This is a genomic window from Humitalea rosea, from assembly GCF_003253705.1.
GTDB classification, from domain to species: Bacteria; Pseudomonadota; Alphaproteobacteria; order Acetobacterales; family Acetobacteraceae; genus Humitalea; species Humitalea rosea.
The window spans coordinates 47,660-60,885 of the sequence record NZ_QKYU01000028.1; the positions used below are offsets into that span (position 1 = coordinate 47,660).

Sequence of the window (13,226 nt, forward strand, 5' to 3'; positions counted from 1 at the left end):
CGGCCTTGGCCTCGCGCTGGGGATGGTCCTGCTATGGCTTGCGGGCAGCGTGGCGGCGGGGCTGATCCTGCGGAGCGAAATCGACGAGGTCTTCGACAGCGCGTTGCAGGAAGTCGCACAACGCATCCTGCCCCTGGCCTACAGCGAAATCCTGAACAGCGATCCGCCGGCCGAGGGCGATAGCCCCATCCAGCGATTGCCGTCGGTGCTGCCGCACCAGGAGCAGATCACCTATATCGTGCGCGACGGCGACGGCCGCGTCCTGCTGCAATCCCACGACGCCGACCCGGCGGCATTCCCGGTGCTGACGACACCAGGGTTCCAGGACATGGGCGGCCTGCGCCTCTACACCGAGGCGGCTGTGCGGGGCACCTTCTTCGTCACCACCGCCGAGCCGATCAGCCATCGTCGCAAGGCCGTGATCGATGCGGTTGCCATGCTGCTGTGGCCGCTGGCTGTTCTTTTGCCGCTCAGCCAGATCGGTGTTTGGGCGCTGGTGCGCTTCGCGCTGCGGCCAGTCCAGGCCTTCGAACGGGAGATCGAGGCGCGTGGCCATGGTGATCTGTCGCCGGTCAACGCGACAGCGCTTCCGCGTGAACTCGCGCCTGTCGCGGGCTCGGTCAATCGGCTGATCGCGCGGCTGCAACGGGCGCTGGAGGCGGAGCGAGGCTTTACCGCCAGCAGCGCGCACGAATTGCGGACGCCTGTCGCGGCGGCGCTGGCGCAGACGCAGCGCCTGATTGCCGAGGTGCCGGAGGGCGCCGCGCGCGAACGCGCTAGGACCGTGGAGGCGGCGCTGCGGCAGTTGGCGCGTCTGTCGGAGAAGCTGCTGCAGCTGGCCAAGGCCGAGGGGGCGGGCCTGCTGGCGGAGACCCCGCAGGATCTGGCGCAGGTGCTGGGCTTCGTCCTCGATGAGTTCAGGGACGATCCGGGCGCTGCCCGGCTGGCCATCACGCTGCCCATGACCGGCGTCCTGCTGTCCCGCATGGACGCCGACGCCTTCGCCATCCTGGCCCGCAACCTCATCGAGAATGCGCTGAAGCACGGCGCGGCCGATCAGCCGGTATCGGTCGCGCTGAGCGACGATGGCCTGCTGCGTGTATCCAACGGCGGCGCCGTGGTCACGACGGAGACGATGGCCCGCCTCAAGCGGCCTTTCGAGCGAGGGGCAGCCCCGCGACCGGCTCGGGTCTCGGTCTGGCGATTGCCGAGGCGATCGTGGCCGGGGCCGGCACCAGCCTGGAACTGTTCTCGCCCGTGCCGGGCCGATCTTCGGGGTTCGAGGCGCGCGTCCGGCTACCTGGAGTTCCTGCGTCACGCTGAACCGCGGATGAACGGTTTGCCCGTTCGGGTTCAGGCCGGCGTCAGATTGAACGTCCATCTCTCCCGCATCGCAGTTCCTGCTGGAGAGATTCGATGAACAAGATCGTCGCCACACTCGGCCTCGCCGCCACGCTCGCCCTGCCGGCCATGGCCTTCGCGCCGCCGGCCGAGGCGCGCAGCCTCACGCTCACGACGCAGCTGCGCCCCTATGGCGGCAATGGCGCCTACCTTGCGATCTACCTAGTGGATGCGCAGGGCCGCTTCCATTCCACGCTGCGCGTCGCGGGGGGCAAGGCCAAGTACCACTCGCATCTGAGCGCCTGGGCGCGTGGACGAGCCGCCGAGACCGCACGCATCGACGGCATCACCGGGGCGAGCGTCGGCAGCGGCCAGACGCTTCGTGTCACCGTCGACATCGCCGATGCCCTGATCGATGCCGGCTACCAGATCCGCGTCGATACTGCAGTCGAGGACGGGCGTGACAACCCTGGTGAGATCACCGCGCCGCTGACGACCGCGGCCAATGGCCGTGCCGTCTCGGGTCGCGGCTATGTCGCGTCCTTCAAGTTCGACATGTGACGACGACGCTGGATCGCTGACATGCTCCGCCGCCTCCACTCCCTGCCGGGCCTCTTCGCCGCGCTGCTGATCGCGGCGCTGGCGTTGACGGGCGCCTTCCTCGCCTTCGACTCGATTGTCGATCGCAGCGGCTCCACCATTCCTGCGACCGGTCAGGTCAGCGTGGCCGCCATCGCCGAGGCCGTGCAAGCGCGGCATGCGGAGGTGGAGCGCATTGTGCGGACGGCCTCCGGCACGGTCATCGCCTACTATTTTGAGGCCGACCTGCCAGGTGCCGAGCTGGTCGATCCGCTCACGGGCCAGGCGATCGGGCCGCATGAGCCATCGAACCTGACGCGCACCGTCACGAACCTGCATCGCTCCTTCCTGATGGGTGATGCAGGGCGCGTGGCGGCAGGGCTGGGGGCGGCGGCGATGCTGGTGCTGTGCGTCTCGGGCGCCATGCTGCTGGCCGCGCGGCTCGGCGGGTGGGTGGCGATCCTGCGGCCCAGCCGCGGGTCTCTCTCGCAGCGGCTGCATTGCGAGCTCGGACGCTTTGCGGTGATCGGCCTCACGCTGTCGGCGCTGACCGGCTGCTGGATGTCGCTCGCGACTTTCGGCGTGCTGCCTGATGGCGCGGCGGCCGAGGTCGCGGCGCTCGTGCCACCGAGCGGTGCAGCGCGGCTTCCGCCAGGGCAGCTGGCGGCGCTGCAAGCCGTGGATCTGTCGGCGCTGCGCGAACTCACCTTTCCCTATGGCGCGGACCTGACCGACACCTACACGCTGACCACGGCTCAGGACATCGCCCATGTGGATGCCGCGACCGGGCAGGTGCTGGACTTCACGCCGAACGGCCTAGCGCGGCAGGTGCACGAGACCATCGTCATGCTGCATACCGGCCGCGGCGTCTGGCCGTTGGCGCTGCTGCTCGGCCTGGCCGCCCTCACCGCGCCCGTTCTGGCTGGCGCCGGTGGCGTGATCTGGTGGCGCCGGCGCGCTGCGCTGCCGACGATCCGGCAGAATGTCGGCGCGCAATCCGCCGACACGATCATCCTCGTCGGCAGCGAGGGCAACAGCACCTGGGGCTTCGCCGTCACGCTGCACGCGGCACTGACCAAGGCCGGGCATCGTGTGCATGCCGGGCCGATGAACAGCCTGGCGCCGCGCTATGCCCAGGCGAAGCGCCTGCTGATCCTGACCGCGACCTATGGCGATGGCGATGCGCCGGAATCCGCGAAGCTGTTCCTGCAGCGCCTGGAACGGGCGAGTGGCGCGCTTCCCGTCGCGGTGCTCGGCTTCGGCGACCGCAGCTTTCCGAAGTTCTGCGGCTTTGCCGAACAGGTGACCGAAGCGCTCCGCGCGAAGGGCTGGCCCGTGCTGTTCGATACGTGGCAGGTGGATCGGAAATCGGCGCAGACCTTCGCCGATTGGGGCAAGGTACTGGGCGAGGAGATCGGCACAAAGCTCGAACTGGCCCATGTCGCCGCCCGTCCCAAGACCACTGCGCTGGAGCTGTCCGGGCGCGTCGAGTACGGCGCGGAATCGCAAACACCTACTGCCATCCTGAGCTTTGCGCTGCCTGCCTCCGGTGGGTTCTGGCGGCGTCGCCGCCTGCCGCGCTTCGAGGCTGGCGACCTTGTTGGTATTCTGGCCCCCGGCTCTGACCTGCCACGCTTCTACTCGCTTGCTTCTGCCTCGACCGACGGCGTGCTGGAAATCTGCGTGCGCAAGCAGCCGGGCGGCCTGTGCTCGGGCTTCCTGCATGAGTTGCCGCCGGGCGGACGTATCGAGGCCTTCATCCGGCCAAACCCGTCCTTCCGCCCGAGCCGCGGCAAGGCGCCCGTGATCCTGATCGGGGCCGGCACTGGGATTGGTCCGCTTGCGGGCTTCATTCGCCACAACACGCGGCACCGGCCGATGCACCTCTACTGGGGCGGCCGGCATCCCGGCTCGGACTTCCTGTATGGCCCGCAATTACACCAATACGTGGAGGATGGCCGCCTCGCACGGTTGAACACGGCCTTCTCCCGCGTACCGGGCGGTGGCTACGTCCAGGACCGGCTGGCGGCGGATTCCGCGGGGGTGCGCGACCTGATGCAGCAGGGCGCGCAAGTGCTGGTCTGCGGCGGGCGCGACATGGCGGGCGGCGTGGCCCGCGCTTTCGAGGCGATCCTGCACCCACTGGGCCTCGACCTCGCAACGCTAAAATCGGAGGGCCGCTACCGTGAAGACGTCTATTGAGGCCGTGCCAATGACGCGCCACGCTCTCCACGGCCCCACCATGGGCACACGCTACGCCGCGGTGTTCTTCGCGCCGGACGGCATGGCAACGGCGGCGCTGGCCGCTGCGTTTTTCGAAGCTGTGGATCGCGTGGACCGGCAGATGTCCACATGGAAGCCCGACTCCGACCTCAACCGCCTGAATGCGGCGCCGGTCGGCGAATGGGTGAAGATCCCGCGCGAATTGATGACGGTGCTGGCCGAGGCGCTGAAGATCGGCCGGGCCACCCAGGGCGCCTTCGATATCGGGGTGGGCGCGCTGGTGTCGGCCTGGGGCTTCGGGCCTGGCACGCGGCAGCCGGATCAACTCCGCATCGCGGCCGCGTCCGAACGGCCGCGCGCCGCCACGACGAAGGCCTTGCAGCTGGATGTCACCACGTCCCGCGCGCGGAAGGCGGCACCGCTCACCCTCGATCTTTCAGGCATCGCCAAGGGCTTCGGTGTGGATGAGATGGCGCGGGTGATGGACGCCTTCGGGATTCGGTCCTGGCTTGTGGGCATCGACGGGGAGATGCGGGCGCGCGGCCTGAAGCCGGATGGCACGCCCTGGACGGTGGCGCATGAGCGTCCGGATCGGCACAGCAGAGAGGCGATGGGGGTGATCGAACTGACGGACATGGCCGTCGCGACCTCCGGCAACTACCGGCACTGGGTGGAGGTGGATGGCAAGGTGCTGTCGCATACCATGGACCCCGGCACGCACCGGCCGATCGCCAATGGGATCGCGTCCGTCTCCGTCCTGGCCACTACGTGCATGGCGGCCGATGCCTGGGCAACGGCCTTCATGGTGCTAGGGGCGGAAGCGGCCAGCAAGCTCGCGGCTGACAGGGGGATGGGCACGATCTTCGTGTTCGACGATGGGACGGCCAGCTCCACGATCTGACCCACATCCGGGGATGGCCGCGCCGGCTACACCACCGTGCCGAACAGCGCACCGATTCCAGCAGTCAATGCCATCGCCAGCGCGCCCCAGAAGGTGACGCGGGCCGTGGCACGCAGCACATTGGCGCCGCCCGCCTGGGCGCCGATGGCACCGAGCAAAGCCAGAAAGGCGAGCGAGGCGCCGGAGACGACCCAGACAAGTAGGTGGGTCGGTGCGACGACCACCATCAGCAGGGGCATGGCGGCGCCAACCGCGAAGGTCGCGGCCGACGTCAGCGCCGCCTGGATGGGCCGCGCGGTGGTGATCTCTGACATCCCGAGTTCATCCTGCGCATGGGCGCCGAGCGCGTCCTTGGCCATCAACTGCTCGGCGACCTGCCGTGCCAGGTCGCGGTCCGCCCCACGCCGGACGTAGATATCGGCGAGCTCCTCATGCTCGAAGACGGGGTTGTCCCGCAATTCCTGGGTTTCCCGAGCGAGGTCGGCCTGTTCCGTGTCGGATTGGGAACTGACGGAGACGTACTCGCCAGCCGCCATCGACATGGCACCGGCAACCAGACCGGCCACGCCGGCGATCAGGATGTCGCTCTGCGTGGCTGCAGCGGCCGCGACGCCGACGATCAGGCTGGCGGTCGAGACGATACCATCATTCGCCCCCAGCACCGCGGCCCGCAGCCACCCGATGCGCGAGACCAGATGGCGTTCCGGGTGCAGGTGGAGGCGCGGCATGGGCTGTTCCTTCTGGGGGCTGGCGTCGCCCGCGGAGACCGGGGCCTGTTGCCGCGCGCGTGCCGCGGGTCAAGGAGCACGACCCGGTTCAACTTGCCGGGGCTTGGGTGCCGCGATGAACAGCATGAAGCGCGCCAGCGGGCGCTTGAACAGAAACAGGTAGGCGACGTGCAGCCCGACAATGATCATGAGCAGGTTCGACAGCCCCTCATGCAGTTCGCCGACGATGCCATTCTCCTGCTCTCCGCCGCGGGCTTCCGAGTCTCGCCGGCGTTCACGGCCGTCATCGCGCGCCTGCGCTTCGCTGATGACGACGCTGCTCGCCATACCGAGCGTCCTGCCGCGATCCATCGCAATCCCCGTCGCGGTGGCAAGGATCAGGCAGGCGGCGATGCCGGCCAACAGGGTCTTGCTGATGGCTGGGTGAGTAAAGGCATTGCCAAGCGTCAGTCCCTCAAACTGAGGGTAGAAGCGCGATAGGCCCAGTTGTCGTAGGCCCGAGAGGGCCGCGACAAGGCGACCACCGATGATGATCGCGATGGCGTAGCCTAGGACGGCGTGGATCGTGCCCAGGTCGCCTGTCAGAAAACCGGCAATGACCAGAAGGCCGAGAATGGCGTGATAGGCCCGTAGGCCCTGCATGATGGACATGATGATCCTTGCGCAACAGCCTGGGGATGCCGTGTTTGCCTAGGCTAAGCGTCATCGCCGCCGGTGTCCTTGATGAACGTCAATCTCTCAGCCCGAGGGGCGCAGTGAAACGGCGCTCGCAGCAACGTCGGGTGCTTCCCGTCGCCTTCCCCTGAACAACTGCTTACAGGGGGATGTCCCGGTCGATGTTGAAATGAGCGCGGCGGACGTCGCTGGTTGAGGAGGCTATGCAGCCTCGGAGACACGGTCAAGTTCGGCGCCGACGGCGCAGGCCTGATGGGCCAGGAGGGCCGCGCGAAGGCTGGGCAACCGCGTGTGGGCCTTCAGTCGGCGGAAGCCCTTGGCGGCTTCGATCATGGCGACCGCTCTCCAGCGCAGGGCCATGGCGGCATCACGCCACCGCTTCACGTTGCGACAGATCCGACGGATGGTGCCGTTCATGTTCTCGATGATGTTGGTGCAGGCCAACGAGCGCCGCAGTTCGCTCGGCAGCCGCAGGCGAGTGACGGTGAGGATCTCGTCGAGGCCCTCCAGGAGGCCGTCTGGAAGGACGAGATCGCGACCCGCCGCAATGACCATGGAGGATGCCTGCCTGCGCCGGCTTGCCTAGGCGGTCCCGCCGGACTGCCGGGTGACCATTCTGCGTGATGCCGTCGAGTGCGTTGGCGTCGATCTCCCGCCGCTTGATGTGCTCGCGCAGCGGACGGCGAAGCGTGCTTGATTCCTGACAGGCGAGCAGCGTCGCCTCGGGCCGTTCCGCGACGATCCGGCAATAGGTGTCCACCGCGGCGGCGAACCGCGCGAGCGGGTCGCGCAATCCGGCGAGCGCCGCCGGGGATCCGGGTGGCGTAGGCATAGAGCAGGCCGTCGAAGACCAGGAGCAGCAACCGGCCCCGCATGCGCCGATGGTCGGCCATGGTGCCATGCTGTACCACTCCCGCCCGCCCGCGCCGCCGAGCCGCCTGCGCCGGACCGCCCCTGAGAGGTTCAGTCATTGGAGAAGGCGGGGGCGCCCGCTCACGCCGGCAGATCGCGGGCGAGGAAGACCTCGCCGCCATAGCCGGCGGCGAGCGGGATGCGGAGTTCGCGCCCGCCCTCGACGGCGCGCACGAATTCCGGCTCGACGGTCACGATGGGTGCGCTGCGCGCCGCCCCGATCGAGGCCGCGGCGGTTGTCTCGCGCGCCAGCTTGAGCAGGTTCATGCGCGTCGGGAAGATCAGCTTGCGGCGCCCCGCGGCGGCTTCGCCCAGCGCGTCGTCCGGCCGGATCCAGACGGAATCGACCGCTTCGCCGCCGTCATGCAGCGCGAGATGGTCCTTCGGCGCGACGGCCAGGAAGAAGTGCGTGTCGAAGCGCTTGGGCTGCGTGCGCGGCGTCACCCAATGGGCGAAATGCACCAGCAGGTCGGTGGCGGGCACCAGGTCCTCGGCGGACAGGACTTCGACGAAGGTGGCCTCGCGCCGGCATAGCGCGGCGCGCGGCGCGTCGAGCCGCTGCAAGACCTCGGCGCTGACCAGCGCCTGCTCTCCCCGGCGTCGCGCCAGCAGCACGCCGCATTCCTCGAAGGTCTCGCGCACCGCCGCGACATGGATCGGCGTGGCGTCCGCACCGCCGCCGAGGCTCGCGGCGATCTCGGCATCGCCGGGATCGACGCGGCCGCCGGGAAAGACCAGCGCGCCGGAGGCGAAGTCGATCTCATGGTGACGGACCACCATGAACACCTCCATGCCCTGCGGGCGGTCGCGCAGCAGCACAACGGTCGCGGCGGGGCGGGCGGAAACCGGGGAAGCAGGGCTGGCGGGCATGGACCTCCCTAGCATTTTCTTTCGCTTGCGAGCGACCATCCGCTGAACGTGCGTTCAGTCTGAACAGCAGGCACGGCGATCGTCAACGGCACGCCTGTGCGGCGCGGCGGACCATCCCCGAGCCGCGCATCCGCGGACCCCCGCCTCGGGCAGAAGGGCGCGAACGTGGTTGCCGCCGATGAATTTCGATTGCATTGCACCGATTAGGCTGATAATAGTTCTCTGGCGATGAAATTGGATGCACTCACCTCCAGCCGCCAGGAGCAGTTCGGCGTGCTGCTGGGGCAGATCGCCCGTCATTGGCGGGCGCGCCTCGATCGGAGGCTGAGCGCCTTCGGGCTGACGGATGCCCGATGGGTGACCCTGCTGCACCTCGCGCGCAGTGGTGACGGCCTCACACAGAAGGATCTCGCGGCCCGGGTCGGGGTCGGGGGGCCGACGCTGGTCCGCACCCTCGATCACCTGGAGCGGGAAGGCCTCGTCATGCGTGTCGGGGACATGCAGGACCGTCGCTCCAAGACCGTTCACCTGACGGCCAAGGCAATGCCGGTACTCCGGCTGATCGAGGAGACCGCGGTCGCGGTGCGGTCGGAGCTGCTGGTCGGCATTTCAGAGGCGGATCTGGAGGTCTGCCTCGCGGTATTCGGGCGCGTGGCGGCCAATCTCGCCGGCGGGCCGACGACACCGGATCGCGAGAATGGACATAGGCGAGAATGGACATAGGGCAGCCTGCCGGCATCTCGGCGAACGCATCCGACCGGCCTTCGCGGTTGCGGGTGACGCGGCGGATCATCGGCCGGGCGGCCGCGGTCGTGATCGGCGGCGCCCTCCTCGTCGTCGCAGGGTCCTGGCTGATGAAGCAGTTCACGCATATCCACGTCGATGATGCGCGCATCGCGGCCGACATGGTCGTGCTGAGCAGCCGGATGCCGGGCTGGGTGACGGAGATCACCGTCGCCGAGGGCGATTCCGTCAGCCAGGGAACGGTGATCCTCACCATCGACCAGCGCATCGCCGCGCTCGACCTGCGCAACGTCGAGGCCCAACTCGCCGGCGTGGCAGCCCGCCGGGCGGAGCTCGAGGCGCGGATCGTCATGATCGACCACCAGACCGCGAGCCAGGGGGAGGCCCAGCGCGCCCGCGTCGAAGCGGCCGAGGCGGCGCTCGCCGGCGCGGAGGCGCAGTTCGAGCTGGCCCGGGCGGATTTCACGCGCGCCCAGGAGCTGGTGACCACGGGTGCCGGGACCAGGGCCCGCTTCGACCAGAGCCGCGCCGCCCTCGATTCCGGCCGGCAGGCGGTGCTCGCCCGCCGTGCCGACCTGACCAACGCGCGCGCGACCCTCACCGAGGTCAACGCGGCGCGCGAACAGCTCAACGTGCTGCGGCGCCAGCTCGACACCCTCGCGGCGGAGGAAGCGAGCCTCTCGGCGCAGCGCGAGCGCGCCGCGCTCGACCTCGCCGACCGGCGTATTGTCATGCCGTTCAACGGCAGAGTGGACCGCGTATTCGTCGATCCCGGCGAATATGTGACACCGGGCCAGCGGCTGCTGATGGTCCATGACCCCGACGCGGTGCGCGTGGATGCCAACGTCAAGGAAACCGACATCCGCCATTTCCGCCCCGGCCGGCGGGTCACGGTGACGGTGGACGCCTATCCCGGGGTGGTCCTCGACGGCACGGTCGACCGTGTCGGCCAGGCCGCCACGAGCGAATTCGCCCTGCTGCCCAATCCCAACCCGAGCGGCAATTTCACCAAGATCTCCCAGCGCCTGCCGGTGCGCATCCGCGTGCCACAGGAGCAGGAGCAGGGGCGGCTGCGGCCCGGCATGATGGTGGAGGTCGAGGCATCCATCCGTGACTGAGCAGGCGCCGGTGCCCGGCTCGCTCCCCGCGCTCATGGAGCGCTGGGGGCCGAACTACCGCTGGTACGTCACGATCACGGCGATGATGGGCACCGTCAGCACCGTGCTCAGCTCGACCATCGTCAATGTCGCCCTGCCGGACATCATGGGCACGTTCGGCATGGGCCAGGACAAGGCCCAGCTGATCTCCACCGGCTTCCTCGCCGCGATGACGGGCACGATGTTGATCAGTGCCTGGCTGGTGGACAATTTCGGTCAGCGCGCCACCTTCTCCGGCACCATCGCGGTCTTCATCGTCGCGTCGGTGATGGGCGGGCTGGCGCCGAGCGAGCAGGTCCTCGTCCTCGCCCGCGTGCTGCAGGGTGGCGCGGCGGGCGTGCTGCAGCCCCTCGCGATGGTGACGATCTTCCAGGTCTTCCCGCCCGATCGGCGCGGCTCGGCCATGGGCATCTACGGCATCGGCGTGGTGCTGGCGCCGGCGCTCGGGCCGACCCTCGGTGGCCTGATGGTGGACAACTTCAACTGGCGCTTCGTGTTCTTCCTGGTGCTGCCGTCCTGCATCGCCGGGCTGTTCCTCTCGGCGCTGTTCATGCCCGGGCGCGCCAGCACCGGCCCGCGCAAGCCCTTCGACTGGATCGGCTTCGCCCTGCTCTCGGTGTTCCTCGTGGTGCTGCTCAACGGCCTGTCCAACGGCCAGCGCCATGGCTGGATGTCGCACATGGTGCTGCTCGACTTCACCATCGCCGCGATCTCGGGGCTTGCCTTCCTGGCGTGGGAGACCTGGACCGCGGCGCCGATGCTGAACCTGTCGCTGTTCCGCTTCCCGAGCTTCTCGGGCGCCTCCGTCGTCGCCATCGTCTTCGGCGCCGGCATCTTCGGCTCGACCTACCTCGTGCCGATCTTCGTGCAGACCATCCAGGGCTACACCGCGACCCGATCGGGGCTGGTGCTGATGCCCGCCGGGCTCATCCTGACGATCGCGTTCCCCATCGCCGGGCGGCTCACCGACAAGCTGCCGGCGGATGTGATGATCACCGCCGGGCTGCTGCTTTTCGCCTGGTCCTCGTTCCTCATGGCCGGGCTCGACACCAATACCCCCTTCTGGTCGCTGGCGATCTGGATCGCGCTGGGGCGCATCGGGCTTTCCCTCATCATGCCGAGCCTGAACGCCGGGGCGCTGCGTGCGCTTCCGCCGCAACTGCTGGGCCAGGGCTCGGGCGCGCTCAACTTCGTCCGGCAGCTCGGCGGGGCGATCGGGACCAACCTGCTCGCGGTGATGAGCGAACGGCGCGGCCAGCTCTACGCGCATGCCTTCGCCGCCTCCCAGGACACCGCCAATCCGACCACTGTGGATATGCTGCGGCAGCTTCTCTCCTACCTCCTGGCCGAGGGAGGCGTTCCCGAAGGCGGCGTCGCGCCCGGCTTCGGGGCGGAGAGCATCGGCCTCGCCGAAGGGCAGCGGCTTGGATACGCGCTGGACTATCTCGGCCGGATGCTGGCCGCGCAGGCGGCGATGATGGGCTACCGGGACGGCTTTCTGCTTGTCGCCATCGCCTTCGTCGTCGCCATTCCGCCCGCCTGGCTGATGCGCGTGCGCTCGCGCCATGCGGGCTGAACGCCGCCGCCATCGGCGGCCTGGGCGGAGGTGCTTCCACGACTGGCCGAGCCGTGCCAGCCTGGGACGCAAACGTGACGGATGGCTGGCCGAACCGATCGGCGCACACGGCCGTCCAGGAATGAAGGGGGAAACGTCGTGGACTTCGCTCTGACGCCACAGCAGGAGGCGCTGCAGGACGCCATCGGGCGCATCTGCGCCGATCTCGGTGACGATTACTGGCTGGCGCGCGACCGGGAGGGCGGGTTCCCGACGGAACTGCACCAGGCGCTCGCGGCGGGCGGCTGGCTCGGCATCTGCATGCCCGAGGACGTAGGCGGCGCCGGCCTCGGCATCACCGAGGCGGCGCTGATGATGCAGGCCATTGCGCAATCCGGCGGGGGCATGAGCGTCTCGGTGACAGCATCGGCAGCCAAGGTCTGACCCACGCCTTTCCCCGCATGCGGCGTGTTCGGCCCGAGGATCACCAGCGAGAGCGACTGCGCCTCGTCAATCGTCACCGGATCATCCGGCGCGGCGTAGACACGATGAAAGCCACCCTTCGAGCCCGCGTCGCTCTGCAGTGTCTGGATGATCTCCCCTCCGTGCCAATGACGGTGAGACAAAGATCTCCCGGGATTTTAGACTTGAGGGCACGGAGGGATCGCATGTTGTGGCCTCGCTCGAGGCACCCGCCGCTTCGCAACCCCCACCCGGTTTGTTTGCCGCCGGTTCAGCGAAGGAGTGTTTCCGTGTCATCGGACCGCATGTTCGGCATGGGCAACATGTTGCCCTTCGAGTGCAGCAAGTTGCCCATTTTCGTCGACGCCACCGCCGGGTGGTGCTGCTATCGTAGCGTTCATGGAGACGGGGACCCGGACCCGAAAGCGCGGGGACCGCCGGAGACGCTGCACGAGGGGCAGATCGAGGGCGGTGGTGGGGATGGCGGCGAACCCGTCGGGAGCCCACCAGGCCGGCCGCCATAGGGTCGGCCACATACTTGTCCCGGCATGCCGGGAGGAAAGGCGGAGGGGGCGCGTTGTTGGGCGGTGCGCCCCCTCCCTGCGTGGAGTTGTTCAGTGGAAAGGGCGTCAGGGCACTCGCCGCTTCGCCACCCCCACGGACAGCGTCGCCTCTGCCAGGTCGAACGTCGCCGCGGAGATGTTCCGCGCCATCACCCGCACCGTGTTGTTCGACCACACGGCAGCATCGAGTTCGATGAACCGCGTCGACGACACCAGCGACGCTTCTGCCAGATCCCCCGCCCGTGCGCCGCTCACCGTGACGTCGATCAGCGACGTCGCCCCCGGCGCCAGGCTGGGCAGGTCCCAGGACACCTCCGCCGCGAACTCCCGCTGCCCCGACTGCGGCAGCAGCGGCGTGCCGTTCAGCACCGTGGGTGCTGCCTCCGGCAGCCCGTAAAGCCGCAGCGATTGCAGGTCGATCGTAAGCGGTGGTTCCGGGCCCTTGTCGCTGCGGCTTGACGCTCAGCTGTTTTTCGCGGGCGCCCAGTGCCAGGGCATGAGCTCGTCGATGCGGCT

The 13,226-nt window shown here is 68.8% G+C and carries 12 protein-coding genes and 1 pseudogene; 8 read left to right on the top strand and 5 right to left on the bottom strand.

Going from position 1 to position 13,226, the window contains the following annotated elements:
- The first annotated feature begins 22 nt into the window (after window positions 1-22).
- Genes C8P66_RS19805 through C8P66_RS19820 form a run of 4 tightly spaced genes read left to right on the top strand, consistent with a single transcriptional unit; the run spans window position 23 to window position 5,044 of the window.
- Window positions 23-1,420: a histidine kinase dimerization/phospho-acceptor domain-containing protein gene (locus C8P66_RS19805; RefSeq protein ID WP_211314212.1), complete on the top strand. Its 1,398-nt coding sequence runs from the start codon at window positions 23-25 to the stop codon at window positions 1,418-1,420.
- A complete protein-coding gene (locus C8P66_RS19810; RefSeq protein WP_111400016.1) occupies window positions 1,417-1,902 on the top strand; it encodes a DUF2271 domain-containing protein in 486 nt (161 codons plus the stop codon). The genes C8P66_RS19805 and C8P66_RS19810 overlap by 4 nt, the downstream gene beginning before the upstream one ends.
- A 21-nt stretch (window positions 1,903-1,923) precedes the next feature.
- Entirely contained in the window at window positions 1,924-4,122 is a 2,199-nt protein-coding gene (locus tag C8P66_RS19815; protein ID WP_111400017.1) for a PepSY domain-containing protein, read from the top strand.
- A 40-nt stretch (window positions 4,123-4,162) separates the two neighbouring features.
- Complete coding sequence (locus C8P66_RS19820) at window positions 4,163-5,044, top strand: FAD:protein FMN transferase (RefSeq protein ID WP_211314213.1); 882 nt, start codon at window positions 4,163-4,165, stop codon at window positions 5,042-5,044.
- Window positions 5,045-5,070: 26 nt separating this feature from the next.
- Here the strand turns inward: C8P66_RS19820 and C8P66_RS19825 are convergent, their stop codons facing one another.
- The 4 genes and pseudogenes from C8P66_RS19825 to C8P66_RS19840 form a co-directional block, all read right to left on the bottom strand.
- Entirely contained in the window at window positions 5,071-5,772 is a 702-nt protein-coding gene (locus C8P66_RS19825) for a VIT1/CCC1 transporter family protein (RefSeq protein WP_111400019.1), read from the bottom strand.
- A gap of 69 nt (window positions 5,773-5,841) precedes the next feature.
- Entirely contained in the window at window positions 5,842-6,423 is a 582-nt protein-coding gene (locus tag C8P66_RS19830; protein ID WP_111400020.1) for a cytochrome b/b6 domain-containing protein, read from the bottom strand.
- Between the two features lie 225 nt (window positions 6,424-6,648).
- A pseudogene (locus C8P66_RS19835) lies at window positions 6,649-6,960 on the bottom strand (IS256 family transposase); the annotation flags it as partial.
- 480 nt (window positions 6,961-7,440) lie between these two features.
- Window positions 7,441-8,229: an NUDIX hydrolase gene (locus C8P66_RS19840; protein WP_111400021.1), complete on the bottom strand. Its 789-nt coding sequence runs from the start codon at window positions 8,227-8,229 to the stop codon at window positions 7,441-7,443.
- 228 nt (window positions 8,230-8,457) lie between these two features.
- Here C8P66_RS19840 and C8P66_RS19845 point away from each other — a divergent pair, with 228 nt between their 5' ends.
- The 4 genes from C8P66_RS19845 (at window position 8,458) to C8P66_RS19860 (ending at window position 12,129) form a co-directional block, all read left to right on the top strand.
- Entirely contained in the window at window positions 8,458-8,952 is a 495-nt protein-coding gene (locus C8P66_RS19845) for a MarR family transcriptional regulator (protein ID WP_111400022.1), read from the top strand.
- A gap of 53 nt (window positions 8,953-9,005) precedes the next feature.
- Window positions 9,006-10,091: an HlyD family secretion protein gene (locus tag C8P66_RS19850; RefSeq protein WP_245903692.1), complete on the top strand. Its 1,086-nt coding sequence runs from the start codon at window positions 9,006-9,008 to the stop codon at window positions 10,089-10,091.
- Window positions 10,084-11,706 (top strand): DHA2 family efflux MFS transporter permease subunit, encoded by a 1,623-nt coding sequence (locus tag C8P66_RS19855; RefSeq protein WP_245903693.1) that lies wholly within the window; start codon window positions 10,084-10,086, stop codon window positions 11,704-11,706. The genes C8P66_RS19850 and C8P66_RS19855 overlap by 8 nt, the downstream gene beginning before the upstream one ends.
- Before the next feature lie 138 nt (window positions 11,707-11,844).
- Window positions 11,845-12,129, top strand: a complete 285-nt coding sequence (locus C8P66_RS19860; protein ID WP_111400024.1) for an acyl-CoA dehydrogenase family protein — start codon at window positions 11,845-11,847, stop codon at window positions 12,127-12,129.
- A 647-nt stretch (window positions 12,130-12,776) separates the two neighbouring features.
- Here the strand turns inward: C8P66_RS19860 and C8P66_RS19865 are convergent.
- Window positions 12,777-13,079: a hypothetical protein gene (locus tag C8P66_RS19865; protein ID WP_111400025.1), complete on the bottom strand. Its 303-nt coding sequence runs from the start codon at window positions 13,077-13,079 to the stop codon at window positions 12,777-12,779.
- Between the last annotated feature and the right edge of the window lie 147 nt (window positions 13,080-13,226).